Origin of the sequence: Nocardioides sp. zg-1308, assembly GCF_013155375.1 — a bacterium.
In the GTDB taxonomy this organism is placed as follows: domain Bacteria; phylum Actinomycetota; class Actinomycetes; order Propionibacteriales; family Nocardioidaceae; genus Nocardioides; species Nocardioides renjunii.
Map to the genome: position 1 here is coordinate 1,968,867 of NZ_JABJQY010000002.1, position 16,645 is coordinate 1,985,511.

The window sequence follows — 16,645 nt, forward strand, 5'->3', positions numbered from 1 at the left end:
CATGGCGCTCCGGGACCGCGGGCTCGAGATCAAGACCCCCGACCAGATCGGGCTGATGCGCGTCGCCGGGCGGCTCGTGGGGGAGACCCTCGAGCTGCTCCGTGACGCTGTCCGACCGGGTGTGACGACGCTGGAGCTCGACACGCTCGCCGAGACCCACATCCGCGACCACGGCGGCGTCCCGTCGTTCAAGGGCTACAGCCAGCCGCCCTTCCCCGCCACCATCTGCGCCTCGGTCAACGACGAGGTCGTGCACGGCATCCCGGGTGCCCGCGCGCTGGTCGAGGGCGACGTCGTCTCGATCGACTGCGGCGCCATCGTCGAGGGCTGGCACGGCGACGCGGCCATCACCGTCCCGGTCGGCGAGGTCGCCGACGACGTGCGCGAGCTGCTCCGGGTCACCGAGGAGTCCCTGTGGCGCGGCATGGCCGCGGCGCGGCTCGGCGGGCGGGTGACGGACATCAGCCACGCGATCGAGACCTACGTCCGCGCGCAGGGGCGCTACGGCATCCTCGAGGACTACACCGGCCACGGCATCGGCACCGAGATGCACATGGCCCCCAACGTGCCCAACTACGGCCGACGGGGCCGCGGTCCCTCGATCGTCCAGGGCCTCGCCCTGGCCGTGGAGCCGATGGTCACGCTGGGCAGCAAGCACACCGACCTCCTCGAGGACGAGTGGACGGTCGCCACCGTCGACGGCTCCTTCGCCGCCCACTTCGAGCACACCTTCACCGTGACCGAGCGGGGGGCGTGGGTGCTCACCGCCGTGGACGGCGGCGAGGCCCGCCTCGGGGCGCTCGGCGTCCCATTCGGCGGACGCTGAGTCCCGTTTCGCCCGCCACCGGGCGGGCGTGGGAGACTGGCCTGCGTTGGAGGGGAGTATTCCCCGGCAGTGGTGTCGTCAGTACGGCGTCCGCGCGAGCGGCGTCCGGTGCCACTGGTTCGCCGCACTGCTGTTGTCCCACGGCGCGCGAGCGGAAGAGACCTCCGGCGTCCGCGTGCTGCGCGGACTCCGACTCGCCTCATCCCTAGGAGCAACAGAGTGGACGTCCCCACCTGGGTCTGGATCGCCACCGGCGTGGTGACCCTCGCGATCTTCACCTTCGACCTCGCCGTGGTCGGCCGCCGGCCGCACGAGCCGAGCATGAAGGAGTGCGCGACCTATCTCTCGATCTACGTCGGCCTGGCCGTGCTGTTCGGGCTCGGTGTCTGGTACACCTCGGGCGGCACGTACGCCCTGGAGTTCTACTCCGGCTGGCTGGTGGAGTACTCGCTCTCCATCGACAACCTCTTCATCTTCATCATCATCATGGCCAAGTTCGCCGTGCCGCGTGAGCTGCAGCAGTACGCCCTGATGATCGGCATCGTGATGGCGCTGGTCATGCGCGCCATCTTCATCGCGGTCGGCGCGGCCGCGATCGAGCAGTTCAGCTGGGTGTTCTACCTCTTCGGCCTGTTTCTGGTCTACACCGCGTTCAAGCTGGCCAAGGAGGGCGGCGAGGACGAGGACGACGAGTTCGAGGAGAACAAGCTGGTCGCCTTCATCGAGCGCCGCTTCCCGGCGACCTCGGAGTGGCACGGCAAGAGCCTGTTCGTCCACGACAGCAACGCCAAGCGGATGATCACGCCGATGTTCATCGTGATCATCACCCTCGGCACGACCGACCTGCTGTTCGCGCTCGACTCGATCCCGGCGATCTTCGGCATCACCAAGGAGCCCTACCTGGTGCTGACTGCCAACATCTTCGCCCTGATGGGGCTGCGCCAGCTCTACTTCCTCATCGGCGGGCTGCTGCAGCGCCTCATCTACCTGTCCTACGGCCTGGCGTTCCTGCTCGCGTTCATCGGCGTCAAGCTCTTCTTCCACGCGCTGCACGAGAACGAGCTGCCGTTCATCAACGGTGGCGAGCACCTCGACTACGCGTGGCTCGAGATCCCCATCTGGCTCTCGCTGGTGGTCATCATCGCCACGCTCGCCGTGACGGCCGTGCTGTCCCTGTGGGTCTCGAGCCGGATGAGCCCCGAGGAGCAGGACGCAGCCACCGGTCCGCGCCGCGACTGGGAGGACGACTGAGCGTGGCCCGACCGCTCAGGTCACGCACTGGCTGTCGCTGGGGGAGTTGTCGGACCCCCGCGTCATCCGCAGGTCGAGGCACACCGGCTCGTCGGTGCGCACCAGCAGCTGTCGCTGCCGGGTGCTGCCGTAGGTCCGGGTGTCGTCGCGGTAGTAGCTGAAGGAGTCGCCCGGCTCGAGGGGCACGGGCGGTCGCCACTCGAACAGCACGCCGCGGGCCGTGCGGCTGCCGGTGAGCGTGGGCGCCTCGGTGAGCACGTCGGGCACGACGTCGGCCGGCGTCTGCGACTCGGTCGGGACGACCACGCCGGGGTCCTCGCCGCGCCCGTCACCGCGGACCAGCAGGAAGCCGATGACCAGCGCCACCACCGCGGCCCCGATGCCGGCCCACACCAGCGTGGAGGTGCGGCCGGTGTCGTCGTCCTCGTCGGTGGTCGGCTCGGCGACCTGCGCGGCGATCCGCCGCGGGCCGCTGGCCGAGATCACGGTCACCGGCTTCATCGCGGTGGCGTCCTCGGGCGCCTCCGGGACCTCCGGCGCCATGACGGAGGCGTCGGGGCGGTCGCCCTCCACCGCCACGGAGGTGCGGGCCCAGCCGGCGGCCGACTCGATCCGCTGCAGGGCGCGGGCCAGCTCCAGGGCGCTCGCCGGCCGGTGCTCGGGGCGCTTGGCCAGGCACTGCTGGAGGAGCCGGTCGAGCGCCGGTGGGACGTCGGGCCGCTGGGTCGCCGGGGGAGCGGCGTGCAGGATGCGCGCGCTCAGCGCCCGCGTGGAGTTGTCGCCGGAGGGGATGGAGAACGGCGAGCGGCCCACGAGCAGGTGCCAGATCGTCGCGCCGAGGGAGTAGACGTCGGAGGCGACCGAGCCGTTGCTGCGGCCGTCGAGCAGCTCGGGTGGTGACCACGGGTAGGAGATGCGGACGTCGTTGTCGCCCTCGATGTCGGCGATGTGGCCGGCGATGCCGAAGTCGGTCAGGGCCGGCTCGTGGTAGGTCGTCACGAGGACGTTGCTGGGCTTGATGTCGCGGTGCAGGATGCCCGAGCGGTGCGCGGTCTCGATGGCGCTCGCGAGCTTGATGCCGGTCGCCACCGCGTCGACGGGCGCCATCGGGTTGGAGCGCACCCGGATGCCGAGGTCCGGCGGCGGGCAGTAGCGCATCACCAGGAACGGGCGGCCGCCCTCGGCGGTCACGCCGGCGGTGATCACCGAGACGATGTAGGGGTGGTCGGCCAGTCGCGCCATCGCGTTGGCCTCGGCGGTGAAGAGGTACTTCTCCCGGTCGGTGAGCGGCACGTCGGGCCGGACGACCTTGACCGCGACGCGCTGGCGCGGCCACTGCTGCTCGTAGAGGAAGACGTCGGCGAACCCGCCGCTGCCCAGGTGCTCGACGAACGCGAACCCGGGGATGTCCGGGGCGCTCACCGGGCGACCGCCCCGGTCTCGAACCGCACGGCGTAGACGTGCGCCATGTCGAGGACGGTGCCCGGCTCGAGGACGTAGGCGTCCCCGGGCCGCATCCGCTGCGGGTCGCGACCGGGCGGGGCCACGGTGGTGCCACCGCGGCTGTCGAGGTCACGCGCCACGACGTCCCAGCCGTCGAGCTCGATCTGCAGGTGCCTCCGGGACACGAAGGAGTGGTCGGCGGGCAGGTGGACGAGGTGGGGCCAGTCGGTGCTGCCCTCGGCGGGCGCGGGCTTGCGGCCGAGGATCACGCCGCGGTCGAGCGGCACGACCTCGCCGGTCGGCAGGCGCAGCCCGCCCAGCGACGGTCGCTCGACGCGACGCGGCTCCTGCGGGGCGACCCGCTGGTGACAGACCCGGCACTGCGGCGAGACGGGCGGCGTGAGGTGGCCCAGCGGGCAGCTCACCGCCAGCACGGTCGGCGCGGTGCTGTGGGACAGGTGCGCCGGGCGCATCGAGGTCGAGCCGTCGTGGTCGTCGGGGGCGGGACCGGGCTCGGGGGCGCGGTGCGGCGCGGACGCCGGCCGGATGGTCGTGTGGGAGCCCTCCTCGATGCGCTGGATGGCCAGCGGGTCGGGCTCCGAGGTGTCCATCAGCGACCCGGTGTCCTCGACCGGGCGGCGCGTGCGGGTGCGCGGGGGAGGGCCGTCGGGGCCCTTGGCGGCGAGGATCGCGGCCGGGATGCCGTCGATGAGCGCACCTCCCGGCGGGGCGGGTGCGGTCGCCTGCACCGTCGGCTGGGCAGGTGGGGCGGTGCGGGTGGAGATCGGCACGAGCTCGACGCGGTCCGCGGCGACCACCCCGCCGACGAGGCGCCGGGTCGGGACCAGGCGGTCGGGGTCGTCGCCGCCGTCGAGGCTGAGGATGCGCGACGGACCGGCGAGGCGTACGTGCCCGGCGCCGCGTGACAGCGCGGTGGAGGCCCCAGAGGTGAAGTCGACGAGGGCGAGCCCGGGGGGATCGCCGGCGAAGGACTTCTCGACGATGGCCATCACCCGCTCCACGACGGAGGATCCGGAGGGTGCGGTCATGGCCAGGACGTCCCAGATCTCTTGGACGACCTGCTCGTCACCGGGGTCGGTCAGCAGCACCCAGTGGGCCCCGCTGCCCAGAAGCACACCGGTCCCCCCGGCGTACCTCGCCTCCACGATCAACGTCGGCTCCCCTCGTACGCGCCCACCGCTCCATCATCACCCATCGCGCCGTTCCGGCGCAGGCAGTCCCGACTTGTCGTAACGTCGCTCCATACTTACCCTCCTCTGGGTGAGTGCGGCGGGCGCGCGTCATCCGCGGGGGCCAAGGGGGGCTGGCGTGGCACGTGCGACGTTCGTGCGTCGACACCGGGCGGGCATCGCCTCGAGCCTCGCGCTGAGCGTCGCTGCCGGAGCCGTCGTCGCCTACGCCGTCACCGCCAGCGGCTACAAGGCCCACGAGGCCGAGCTCAACGACGGCGGCGTGTGGGTCGTCAACGGCAAGAAGGGCTGGTCCGGCCGGCTCAACAAGCCCGTCAACCAGCTCGACGGCGTCGTGCCCAACCCGGACGGCAAGGCCCGCCTCGACGTCGTCCAGGACGGCGCGGCAGTCGTCACGCTCAACACCGACGCCGCCCGCGGCCAGGCGCTGGAGACCAGTCGCCTCGAGCTGCAGGACGGCGGCGCGGCCGCGGTCCCCACGCTCGGTGACGTGCAGATGGCCGGCGGCACCCTCGCCAGCGTCGACGCCGAGACCGGTGCGATCTGGGCGGTCCGCTACGACGACCAGCTCGGCAAGCCCGTGGTGAGCGCCGTCGACCGGCAGGCCGACCCGCTCGCCGAGGTCGGCGAGCAGGCCGCCCTGGCGGTCAGCACCACCGGCACCGTCGTGGCCACGTCGGCCGTCGACGGCACGGTGACCACGCTCGCCCCCGACGACACCGTCCTCGGCGAGCCCGTGACGCGCGACCTCCCGCGTGCCGCCGGCCAGGTCTCGTCGGTGACCACGGTCGGCGAGCGCGTGGTCACCCTCGACGAGGACGCCGGGGTGCTGCGGGTCCTCGACGGCGCCGAGGCCACGGTCCCGCCCGGCAGCGTCCTCCAGCAGCCCGGACCCGCCTACGACGCCGTGCTGGTCGCGGCGGCCGACGGGCTGCTCAGCGTGGACCTCGACACGGGGGAGACGACGACCGTGTCCACCCAGTCCGGCGAGCCGGTCGAGCCGGTCCGGCTCGGCGCGTGCGTCTTCGGGGCCTGGTCGGGAGGGGTCGGCGCGCTCGCGGTGCAGTGCGGCGCCCAGGAGGTCAACGAGAGGTCCCTCGGTGGCGACGCGGCGAGCCTGGCGTTCCGGGTCAACCGCGGCGAGATCGTCCTCAACGACGCCAACAGCGGGGCGGTGTGGGACGTCGAGCAGGAGAAGCCGGCCCGCATCGACAACTGGGACGCCTTCACGTCGAAGAAGCAGAAGGACGACGACGACGACCAGAACGACAACGAGACCGACGCCGACCGTCGACCGCCCCGCGCCAAGCCCGACTCCTACGGGGTGCGCGCCGGTCGCACCACGGTCCTGCACCCGCTCGACAACGACTCCGCGCCCGAGGGCCGGCTGCTGAGCATCGTCGACGTCGTGCAGCCCTCCGGCGGCGCCCGCGTGGAGATCAGCCCGGACGGGCAGACCCTCGTGCTGCAGATGCCGGAGGAGGCGCGCCCCGCGACGTTCGACTACGTCATCGACGACGGCCGCAACGGCCTGTCGGCCAGCGCCACGGTCGACGTGGAGGTGCGCGGCCAGGAGGAGAACGAGCCGCCGGACCTGCGCGAGGGCTACCGCAAGCCGACCTACCGCGTGCCCCACGGCGGCGCGCTGTCGGTCCCGGTCCTGGCCGACTGGCGCGACGACCGTGACGGCGACACCCTGCTCCTGGACTCCGCCGTCGCGGTCGACGGAGCGCAGAACGGCGCTGGTGCGCGGACCACCTCGGACGGCCGGATCCGCTTCACCGCGCCGACCACCGCCGCGTCCGGCCCGCAGCTGGTCCGGGTCGACTTCGCCGTGACCGACGGCTCGACGCCGGTGCGGAAGTCGCTGAGCTTCCAGGTGCAGGCCCCCAAGGACCAGAAGGCGTTCGCCCCGAGCGCCGAGCCCGACGTCGTACGCGGTGAGGTCGGCAAGCCGATCAAGATCCGCCCCCTGCTCAACGACCTGCCCGGCTCGGACCCCAACACGCCCAACGCGGAGCTCGCGCTCGGGGGCAAGGTGCCCCAGCAGCCCAACGCCAGGATCGTCTCCGACCTCGACGGGGGACAGCTCACCTTCACCGGGGAGCGCGCCGGCACCTACTTCCTCAGCTACGACGCGGCCTACGGCAACGCCCCGCTCGACCAGGGCACGGTCCGCGTGGACGTGAAGCCCAAGCCCAAGCGTGCCGCCGAGCCGGTGGCGATGCCCGACACGCTGACCGTCTTCGGCCAGGCGCCCGGGATCGTCGACGTGCTGGCCAACGACCTCGACCCGGCCGGTGGCCTGCTGGTGGTCCAGCGTGCCGCCGCGGACCGCGAGGGGCAGCTCGACGTCGCGATCATCGACGGTCGGTGGCTGCGGATCTCCGCCGTGCAGCCGGCGCTGTCGCCCCGCACGCAGACCATCTCCTACACGATCAGCAACGGGGCCAGCTCCGGCGTCCGCGGCGAGGTCGTCGTCACCCAGCGCCCCCAGCCCGCGGACAACACCCCGATCACGGCGGCCGACAAGGTGGTCGTGCGCGCGGGTGGCGCCGTGGCCGCCCCGGTCCTCGACAACGACGTGTCCCCGGCCGGCGACCGCCTGACGCTGCTCAACGACCTGGTCGACAGCGAGACGCCCGGCCAGCTCGAGGTCGTCCCCCCGATCGACGTCACGGGTGACGTGGGCCGCGCGTTCGTCTCGGGTCGCGTGGTGCGCTACGTCGCCCCCGAGCAGGTCGAGGAGCGCGACACCTACACCGTCACCTACGTCGCGCAGAACCTCGAGGGAAAGCGAGCCCAGGGGGTCCTCTCGGTGACCGTCGTGCCGGCCGACGACCCCAACGACCCGCCCGAGCCACCGACCCTGGAGGGTCGCGTGGTCGCCGGCGACGCGATCAAGGTCCGCGTCCCGGGCGTCGGCGTCGACCGCAACGGCGACCCGGTCACCGTCACCGGCATCACCTCGGCGCCCCGGCTGGGCCGGATCGTCTCCTACGGCGGCAACTTCCTCGAGTACCAGGCCTACCCCCGCACGGTCGGCACCGACGAGTTCACCTACTCCCTCGTCGACTCGCAGGGCGCCTTCGCCACCGGCACCGTCCGCATCGCGGTCGTCGAGGTGGGCCAGCCCCAGCCGCCGCTGGCGGTCGCGGACCGGCTCACGGTCGAGCCCGGAAGGACGGCGATCTTCGACCCGCTGGCCAACGACTTCATCGCCGCCGGCGACTCGGTGGAGGTCGAGCTGGTCGACGCCCCGGCGGGCGTCGAGCTGGACCCCCGGACCAACCTGGTGTCGGTGCCCGCCCCCGGGGAGCTCACGGCCCCGCCGGTGGTGGTCGTCTACCGCGTGACCAACGGCCTCCAGGAGTCCCGCGCCACGATGACCCTGCAGACGGCCGAGGGCTTCAACAACCCCCCGATCGTCTACGACGCCTTCGGCCGCGCCGACGACAGCGGCAGCGTCGTGGTCGACGTCCTCGAGGGCGCCTACGACCCCGACGGGCCCGCCAAGGGCCTCGAGGTGACCGACGTGAGCGGCGACGACTCGGCGCGGGTCGTCGACGGCGTCGAGGTCCGCGCCAACCGCGGGGCGGCGCCCAAGGTGCTGCCCTTCGAGGTCCGTGACGCCGACGGCGCCGTGGCCGTCGCGTCCGTCTACATCCCGCCCACCGGCAACGGCCTGCCCTACGTCGTCGACGACGCCCTGATCGAGCTCGAGCCCGGTGCCACCACGACGGGCAAGCTCTCCGACTACGTCGCGGCACCCGGGGACGCCGAGGTGCGCCTGGCGTCGGGTCGGCGCTCGTGGTCCGCCTCGCCGACGTCCCTCGCGGTCGGTCCCGACGGCGACAACCGCTTCACCCTGTCGGCCCCTGCCGCGTTCCGCGGACCGGGTGCCGTGCTCGTGGAGGTCACCTCGGCGACCGACGCCAGCGGCAACGAGGACACCTCCACCACCGACGACGGTGCGACGGTCCTGCTCTCCATCCCGGTCCAGGTGGGTGACGACAAGCCGGAGCTCACGTGCCCCTCCACGGTCGTCCCCATCTCGGCCGGGCAGAACTACGCCCTCGACATCGCCACGTTCTGCAAGGTCTTCACCCTCGACCCCCGGGACGCGGCCGGGCTCTCCTACACCGCCGACTGGAGCCAGCCCCTCGACGGGCTCGCCGTCGGCAGCCCCGAGGGCTCCGTCGTGTCGGTGACCGCCGCGGAGACCGCGACCGAGGGCGGCCAGGCGGCCCTCACGGTGCAGGCGGGGGACAGCAACACCCAGCTGGTGCGCTTCCAGCTGGCCCAGGCGCCGTCCCCGAGGCTGCTGCCCATCCGGGTCGAGACCATGGAGGCCGGGCAGAGCCGCAGCTACGACGTCGGCTCCTACCTCGAGGCCGGCGTGTCCGACCCGGACCCCACGATCGTCTCCGTGCAGAGCACCGGCAACCCCGGCGTCCGTGCGTCGGCCGACGGGGGCAGGCTGACGTTGACGGCGACCGACGACGCCCGCGGCGCCCGTGCCAGCTTCCGGCTGGTGGTCAGCGACGTCTCGTCCGACGCCCCGCCCGCCTCGCGGACCGCCGAGGGTCGCATCGAGTTCCAGGTCGTCGGGACCCCCGAGGCGCCCGGCGAGCCGCGTCCGTTCCCGCGCACCGACCAGATCGGCGCCGTGGAGATGTCGTGGGCGCCGCCGCGCGACGACGGCGGCGCGCCGATCCTGCACTACCTGGTGCGCGAGGAGAAGACCGGCGCCACGCAGCGGTGCGACACCAACGTCTGCGTCTTCCGCAAGCTCAAGAACGGCGGCAACTACAGCTTCCGCGTGCAGGCCGTGAACCGGGTCGGCAAGAGCGAGTGGAGCGGGCTCTCGAAGACGGCCCGGGCCGACACGGCGCCGGGGCGCGTCGAGAACATCCGGATGGTCGACCGGGGCGACGGCTACATCACCATCGCCTGGGACAAGCCGACCACCAACACCTCGCGGATCCTCGACTACACCATCACGTGGCCCGGTGGCCCGGTCGGTGTCGTCGCCGGGGACAACCCCCGCTACACCGCCACCGGCCTCGACAACAACACCCAGTACGCGTTCACGGTCAAGGCCCAGAACGTCGTCGACTACTCCGCGCCCCGCACGTCGGTCGAGATGCAGCCGCTCGGCACGCCTCCGGCTCCGGCGGCGCCGGCCGTCGCCGACCTCGAGTCGGGGGCCAACCAGACCTCCGTCCGCATCGCGTGGCAGGCCGTGCTCCCCGAGGGACCGGGACCCACCTCCTACACCGTCAGCTACTCCAACGGCACGTCGTCCGGCACGGTGCCCGGCTGCCAGAAGCTGGTGGCGCTGTCCTGCACCCACTCCGGCATCCCCTACGACGGCACCACCTACACCTACCGGGTGGTGGCCGCCAACGAGCCGGGCAAGCGCTCCCAGCCGAGCGAGGGCACCGCGATCCAGGCCGTGGGCCGGCCCGCGCCGTGGGGCAGCTTCGACGTGTTCGCGACCGGCGCCAGCCAGGAGGCCGAGGTCCGCTACACGGTCCCCGACTCGCGCGGCAACGTCAGCAAGGTCGAGGTCCTCGTCAATGGCGGGGTCGTCAAGCAGTTCGGGCAGCAGACCGGCTCCTTCACCACCCGGATCCCGACGCCCGGCAACGAGCAGCCCTACCCCGTCCAGCTCCGGGTGTGCAACGAGCGCGCGCCCACGGGCTGCACGCTCAGCGGCGTGCAGAACGTGCAGACCTACGGCCGCCTCGAGGGGATGCTCAGCGACATCGGCGACCCCGTGGTCAACGGCAAGACCGTGACCTGGACGGTGACCGGCTCCAGCAACGGCGACCCGGCCGAGCTGGCCTACTGGATCGACGGCGCCCAGCAGCCGACGATCCAGCTCGGCGGGGTCGGTGCCTTCAGCCAGTCGATCTCGACCACGACGGCCGACTTCGGCCAGGAGACCCGGCTCGAGGTGCGCCTGCGCGACTCCTCGCCCGGAGGGCGCGGCGAGACCTACCAGGACGACCGCGCCCGGAGCGGCGTGCCGCAGCCGGGTGTCAGCGTGGAGAAGCTCTCGGCCTGCCGCGACGACAACGACAGCCCCGACGACAACTGCTGGCAGGGCAACGGCTCGGGCAAGCCGCCGCCGTGCGAGGTCGAGTCCTGCGGGTTCATCCGGTTCAACGTCAACGGCTTCTACGAGGGCTTCACCTGCCGGGTGAGCATGACCTGGAACGGCTACACCGGCTGGCGCACCTACTCCTTCGGCGCCAACGGGCAGAACACCAACACCCAGGACACCGACTGGTACGCCCCCAGCGGCGGCGGAGCGACCGTCACCTGCCAGGGCAACGGCTTCTGGCAGCGCACGTCGAGCGGCTCCCAGACCTGGTAGACCCGGCGCCGGCACGGCCGCCCCATCCCGCCCTCGATCCCCCCTCACCGCCCCGCCCTGCCCCACCCCGCGACAGGAACACGACATGACGATCAGCCCCGAACAGGCCGAGTGGTTCAGGTCCACCTTCGACCAGCTCACCGACAACATGGAGAAGGCGGTCCTCGGCAAGCGTCACGTCGTACGCCTGGCGCTGACCTGCCTGCTCTCGGAGGGCCACGTCCTGCTCGAGGACTTCCCCGGGACCGGCAAGACGATGCTCGCGCGGGCCCTCGCCAACACCGTGCAGGGCAGCCACGCCCGCATCCAGTTCACCCCCGACCTGCTGCCCTCCGACGTCACCGGCGTGACCGTCTACGACCAGCACAAGGGCACGTTCGAGTTCCACCCGGGCCCGATCTTCCACACCATCGTCCTCGCCGACGAGATCAACCGGGCCTCGCCCAAGACGCAGTCCGCGCTGCTCGAGGTGATGGAGGAGGGCCGCGTCACCGTCGACGGCGTCGCCCACCCGGTCGGCAAGCCGTTCCTGGTCATCGCCACCCAGAACCCCATCGAGCAGGCCGGCACCTACCGCCTCCCCGAGGCGCAGCTCGACCGCTTCCTCATGAAGACGTCGGTCGGCTACCCCGACCGGCAGGCCACCGTCGAGCTGCTCAACAACGCCGCCGTGCGCGACCGCGCCGCGCTGGTGACCCCCGTGATCACCGCCGCGACCATCGCCCAGATGAGCGGCCTGGCCGACCAGGTCTACGTCGACCCGGCCGTCATCGGCTACGTCGCCGAGCTGGCCGAGGAGTCGCGCCGCCAGCCCCACGTGAAGCTCGGCCTGTCGCCGCGCGGCTGCCTGGCCCTCGTCCGCGTCGCCAAGACGTGGGCCGCTGCCGACGGGCGCGACCACGTCGTCCCCGACGACATCAAGGACCTGGCCGAGCCGGTGCTCTCGCACCGCCTGCTGCTCGACGCCGAGGCGCAGTTCAGCGGCGTGGACGTGCAGACGGTCATCTCGCGCCTGCTCGACGCCGTGGCACCCCCGACCGACCGCGTGGGGGTCTGACCCAGGCCATGAGGCAGCGGTTGAACGATGCGCTCGAGGTGATCAAGCCGATCGGCTGGTTGATCCTCGGGCTCGGCCTGGGTGCGCTCCTGGTCGCCAGCGTCACGCTGTGGCGTGAGCTGGCCGTCCTCGGCTGCGCCTGCCTGGCCCTGCTCGTCCTCGCCCTGCCCTTCCTCGTCGGCCGCACCTCCGTCTCCGTCGACCTGCGGCTCCAGCCCGAGCGGGTCGCGGCGGGGGAGTCCGTGGCCGCCGGCGTCATCGTCGTCAACCGCGCCTCCTCCCGCCTGGTCCCCACCACGCTCGAGGTGCCGGTCGGCTCCGCGATCCACCGCTACGGCATCAGCTCCCTGGCGCCGAGCGCCACCCACGAGGAGTCGTTCACCATCCGCACGGAGCGGCGCGGTGTCATCCCGGTCGGCCCGGCGATGACCCGGCGCGGCGACCCCGTCGGGATCTTCTCCCGCGACGTGGTGTGGACGCCGGTGCGCGAGGTGCTGGTGCGCCCGCACCTCGTGCCGATGGAGTCGCTGGGCGCCGGCCTGCTGCGCGACCTCGAGGGCGTCTCGACCGACGCCGTCAGCCAGAGCGACCTCGCCTTCCACGCGCTGCGCGAGTACGTCCCCGGCGACGACCTGCGCCACATCCACTGGCGCTCCTCGGCCAAGGTGATGGCCTCGACGGGTGAGTCGTCGTTGCTGGTGCGCCAGTACCTCGACACCCGGCGCAGCCACGCCACGATCGTGGTCGACGACCGGCTCTCCGCCTGGGCCGACCCCGAGGACTTCGAGACCGCGATGGCGGTCGCCGCCTCCATCGCCGTCCGCGCCGTGCTCGACGAGTTCGACGTCTCGTTCGTCTGCGGCGCCTCCGCCTCGTCGGGCTCCGACGGCCACCTCGCGCTCGACGCGGTCTGCCGTGCCGAGACGGGCGAGCGCGGGCTGGTCGAGTCGGGCCGGCAGGCCAGCATGCTCGCGCCCGACACCAGCCTCGCCTTCTTCGTCAGCGGCAGCGAGGCGCCGTTCACCGACCTGCTCCGCTCGGCCGCGGCGTTCCCGCCCGAGGTGCGCCGCTTCGCCATCGTCGTCGACCCGGCGGGCAACAGCCGGGTCACCGAGACCGGCGGTCTGCCGGTCCTGCACCTGGCCGCCAAGGAGGACCTGGGCGGCCTCCTGCGCTGGAGCGTGCGATGAGCCCGTCGACCCGCGCGGCCTCCCGCCACGCCGCCCGGGAGCGCGGTCCCGGCTCCGGCAGCACCGGCACCCGCACCCGCGTACGCCCCCACGCGCTGCTGCCCGACCGGCACACCTGGACCGACATCGGCTTCACGCTCGTGCTGGCCGCGGTGGTGCTGAGCTCGTTCGGCACCTCGTTCACCGGCTCGACCTACCTCGTCGTCGGCATGCTCGGCGCGGTCCTCGCGGTCGTCGTCACCCACCTCACCCGTGCGGCCGGCTGGCCGATCGTCTCGGCCGTGGTCATCTGCCTCCTCCTCTTCTTCCTGCTCGGCGGGCCGCTGTGCCTGCGCTCGCTGGGCGACACGTCGTTCCTCCCCGGCGCGTCCACGCTGGGCCGGGTGGCCGACCAAGCGGTGTTCGGGTGGAAGGACCTGCTCACGACGCTGCCCCCGATCGACGGCGAGGGCCCGCTCCTCGTGCTCCCGTGGATGGCCGGGATGCTCGCCGGGCTCGTCGGCCTCGCGCTCGCCGGGCTGCCGGTGCGCCGCGCCTGGCTCGCCGCCGCGCTCCCGGTCATCGGCATGACGGTCGTCCTGTCCGGCGCGATCGTGCTGGGTGTGCGCCGTCCCCAGTCACTGGTGGTGCAGGGGGCCGTGTTCGCCGCGCTGTCGCTGGCCTGGCTCGCGCTGCGGGCGCGTCGCGCCAGCGCGTCGGTGCAGGGCGGCAGCACCTCCTGGCTCCGCGGCGCCGGCGCCATGGCGATGCTGGCGCTGGCCGCCGGCGTCGCCCTGCCCGCCAGCGGTGTCATCGCCGGTGACGAGGACCGCCGGGCGGTGGCCCGCAACTGGGTCGAGCCGCCCTTCGACATCGGCCGCTACCCCTCGCCGCTGGCCGGGTTCCGCAAGTACGTCGACCTCAAGGGCCGCACCGACCCGACCAACGTCTACGACAAGACGCTGCTCGACGTCGACGGCGTGCCGGCCGGCACCCTGGTCCGCTTCGCGGCCATGGACCGCTACGACGGCATGGTGTGGGGCGCGACCGACAACGCCCTCCCGGGCCCGGCCGACGACTCCTTCCAGCGCGTCTCCTCGACCATCGACAACCCCGTCGGCGGTGAGGAGGTCGATGTCACGATCACCCTCGGCGAGGGCTGGAGCGGTGTCTGGCTGCCCACGGTCGGGGCGCTGCGGTCGATGTCCTTCGAGACCGCCGACGCGCGCGCCAAGGCGGAGGTCTTCCGCTACAACCTGGCCACCTCCACGGCGGTGGTCCCCACCGGGCTGCAGCCCGGCGACCGCTACACCTTCACCGCGGTCGAGCCCGACGACGAGCTGACCGAGGAGACGGTCGGCTCGGCCGAGCCGACCGTCCTGTCCCCGGCGGCCGCCTTCATCCAGCAGCCGACGGAGAAGTGGACCGAGGGCGCCGGCACCGACCCGATGGCCCGGGTGCTGGCCGCCGCCGAGCACCTGCGGAGCGAGGGCAAGTACTCCGACGGCGTCGGACGCACCGAGCGCGTCTACGTCGCCGGGCACAGCTCCTGGCGGCTCTCCGACGAGTTCGTCAACGCCCCGCAGATCGTCGGCAACGACGAGCAGTACGCCGCCACGATGGCGCTGATCGCCAACGAGATCGGCGTACCGGCTCGCGTCGTCCTCGGTGCGGTCGTGCCCGAGGGCGGCCGCGTCACCGGCAAGGAGGTCGCGGCGTGGGTCGAGCTCCGCGCCGCAGACGGCTCGTGGCGCACCCTGCCGACCGAGTCGTTCACGCCGACCACACCGCCCGCGGACCAGGTCCCCGAGACCAACACCCCGATGTCCGGCACCGTCATCCCCCCGCCCAACCCCATCCCGCCGCCGTCGGACGCGGGGGAGCAGAGCGACGCCGACCTCAAGGAGCGCAGGGCCACCCGCAAGAAGTCCGAGCAGGACGAGGAGGACGGGCTGATCCCGGACGTGCCGGGGTGGTTCGGGGTCGTGCTGACCTACGTCGGCGTGCCGCTGCTGGTGGTCGCGCTGCTCCTCGGTGCCGTGGTCGGCATCAAGGCGTGGCGCCGGCACCGCCGCCGCAGCGCCGACTCCGCCTCGGCGCGCTTCGTGGGCGCGTGGCGCGAGCTGGTGGACCACGCCCGCGACCTCGGCCAGGTCGTGCCGCTGGGACCGAGCGTCACCCGTCGCGAGCAGTCCGCCGGCATCGTCTCCGGCCAGGCCGGCGCGCTGGCCCGTCGCGCGGACAGCTTCGTGTTCGGGCCCCGCACGCCCGAGGTGGCCTCCGCGACGACCTACTGGGAGTCGGTCGACGCCGAGCGCCGCGCCATGTCGCGCGAGGTCGGGCGGTGGCAGCGCGTGCGCGCCGCGGTCAGCCTCCGCTCGCTGCGCCCGGGCGGCCGGGGGCAGGCCGCCGCGGCCGCCCCGTCCGCCACTGACACCGCTGCGGACGGGGCTGCGGACGCCGCTGCTGGGGGCCAGGCGGACGGCGCGGGGGAGCCGCGGCACACGCCCGGCCGTGCCGCCCGGCTGCGCGGGCTCGCAGATTGGCGTTCTCGAGGGACGCCTGACTAAACTGGTGCGTCGGCCCAACGTGGGCTGTGTTTCGTGGTGCCTCGCGGCTGCCCGCAAACGCCTCCGACTCGTCCCAGACGGTGAGGAGCGTGCCCGGGAAGAGGCTCCCGGATCCGCCCCCGAGGTCCACCGGTCTCCTGCTCGCAGGAGCCGGGCGGTTCCCGGGCCACGGTAGACAACCAGACAACAGATTGTGGAGGACATGCCGAAGAAAGAAGGCGTGATCGAGATCGAGGGCACCGTCGTGGAGGCCCTTCCCAACGCCATGTTCCGTGTGGAGCTCGCCAACGGACACAAGGTGCTCGCCCACATCAGCGGCAAGATGCGCCAGCACTACATCCGGATCCTCCCCGAGGACCGCGTGGTGGTGGAGCTCTCGCCCTACGACCTCACCAGGGGTCGGATCGTCTACCGCTACAAGTGACCGATCCCCGCGAGGGACTCGTCGGTCAGCGTCCAGCCAGCCGAGTAGCAAGGATTCGTTGACATGAAGGTCAACCCCAGCGTCAAGCCCATCTGTGACAAGTGCAAGGTCATCCGCCGTCACGGCCGGGTCATGGTCATCTGCGAGAACCCCCGCCACAAGCAGCGGCAAGGGTGATGTGAGGTCGCTGAGACCGGGCGCAGCCCGGGCACAGCGACCGAGCAAGCCGCGCAGCCGCTTGCGGCAAGCGGGCCTGAACCCCAGCAGGACCACAGCACCAACTGAAACCCACAACGTGATCGCTAGGCC

At 72.6% G+C, this 16,645-nt stretch carries 10 protein-coding genes; 8 read left to right on the forward strand and 2 right to left on the reverse strand.

The window, feature by feature from the left end; all coding sequences use genetic code 11:
- Nucleotide 1 precedes the first annotated feature (1 nt).
- Nucleotides 2-826: a type I methionyl aminopeptidase gene (gene map / locus HN031_RS11275; RefSeq protein WP_172269903.1), complete on the forward strand. Its 825-nt coding sequence runs from the start codon at nucleotides 2-4 to the stop codon at nucleotides 824-826.
- Between the two features lie 219 nt (nucleotides 827-1,045).
- Nucleotides 1,046-2,077 (forward strand): TerC family protein, encoded by a 1,032-nt coding sequence (locus HN031_RS11280; protein ID WP_172269905.1) that lies wholly within the window; start codon nucleotides 1,046-1,048, stop codon nucleotides 2,075-2,077.
- 15 nt (nucleotides 2,078-2,092) lie between these two features.
- On the opposite strand, the gene HN031_RS11285 is transcribed toward HN031_RS11280, so the two are convergent.
- Together HN031_RS11285 and HN031_RS11290 are read right to left on the reverse strand one after the other, a co-directional pair.
- Entirely contained in the window at nucleotides 2,093-3,499 is a 1,407-nt protein-coding gene (locus tag HN031_RS11285; RefSeq protein ID WP_172269907.1) for a serine/threonine-protein kinase, read from the reverse strand.
- Nucleotides 3,496-4,656 carry an FHA domain-containing protein gene (locus HN031_RS11290; RefSeq protein ID WP_172269909.1) on the reverse strand — a complete coding sequence of 387 codons (1,161 nt, stop codon included), beginning with the start codon at nucleotides 4,654-4,656 and terminating at the stop codon, nucleotides 3,496-3,498. Before HN031_RS11290 ends, HN031_RS11285 begins: the two co-directional genes overlap by 4 nt.
- A 193-nt stretch (nucleotides 4,657-4,849) precedes the next feature.
- On the opposite strand from HN031_RS11290, the gene HN031_RS11295 reads away from it, so the two are divergent.
- The 6 genes from HN031_RS11295 (at nucleotide 4,850) to rpmJ (ending at nucleotide 16,513) form a co-directional block, all read left to right on the forward strand.
- Nucleotides 4,850-11,116 (forward strand): fibronectin type III domain-containing protein, encoded by a 6,267-nt coding sequence (locus HN031_RS11295; RefSeq protein ID WP_172269911.1) that lies wholly within the window; start codon nucleotides 4,850-4,852, stop codon nucleotides 11,114-11,116.
- Between the two features lie 85 nt (nucleotides 11,117-11,201).
- Complete coding sequence (locus tag HN031_RS11300; RefSeq protein WP_172269913.1) at nucleotides 11,202-12,173, forward strand: MoxR family ATPase; 972 nt, start codon at nucleotides 11,202-11,204, stop codon at nucleotides 12,171-12,173.
- 8 nt (nucleotides 12,174-12,181) lie between these two features.
- The gene (locus HN031_RS11305; protein ID WP_172269915.1) at nucleotides 12,182-13,363 is read left to right on the forward strand and encodes a DUF58 domain-containing protein; all 1,182 of its coding nucleotides are present in this window, start codon (nucleotides 12,182-12,184) and stop codon (nucleotides 13,361-13,363) included.
- The gene (locus tag HN031_RS11310; RefSeq protein ID WP_172269917.1) at nucleotides 13,360-15,912 is read left to right on the forward strand and encodes a transglutaminase-like domain-containing protein; all 2,553 of its coding nucleotides are present in this window, start codon (nucleotides 13,360-13,362) and stop codon (nucleotides 15,910-15,912) included. The genes HN031_RS11305 and HN031_RS11310 overlap by 4 nt, the downstream gene beginning before the upstream one ends.
- A gap of 202 nt (nucleotides 15,913-16,114) precedes the next feature.
- A complete protein-coding gene (gene infA / locus HN031_RS11315; RefSeq protein ID WP_056599768.1) occupies nucleotides 16,115-16,336 on the forward strand; it encodes a translation initiation factor IF-1 in 222 nt (73 codons plus the stop codon).
- 63 nt (nucleotides 16,337-16,399) lie between these two features.
- On the forward strand, nucleotides 16,400-16,513 hold the full coding sequence (gene rpmJ / locus HN031_RS11320; protein ID WP_004008316.1) for a 50S ribosomal protein L36: 114 nt from the start codon (nucleotides 16,400-16,402) through the stop codon (nucleotides 16,511-16,513).
- Nucleotides 16,514-16,645: the final 132 nt, after the last annotated feature.

Bases quoted from the DNA above. Each gene is read 5' to 3' on its own strand.
- map (WP_172269903.1), top strand. From the start codon at position 2: ATGGCGCTCCGGGACCGCGGGCTCGAGATCAAGACCCCCGACCAGATC.
- HN031_RS11310 (WP_172269917.1), top strand. From the start codon at position 13,360: ATGAGCCCGTCGACCCGCGCGGCCTCCCGCCACGCCGCCCGGGAGCGC.
- HN031_RS11305 (WP_172269915.1), top strand. From the start codon at position 12,182: ATGAGGCAGCGGTTGAACGATGCGCTCGAGGTGATCAAGCCGATCGGC.
- infA (WP_056599768.1), top strand. From the start codon at position 16,115: ATGCCGAAGAAAGAAGGCGTGATCGAGATCGAGGGCACCGTCGTGGAG.
- rpmJ (WP_004008316.1), top strand. From the start codon at position 16,400: ATGAAGGTCAACCCCAGCGTCAAGCCCATCTGTGACAAGTGCAAGGTC.
- HN031_RS11300 (WP_172269913.1), top strand. From the start codon at position 11,202: ATGACGATCAGCCCCGAACAGGCCGAGTGGTTCAGGTCCACCTTCGAC.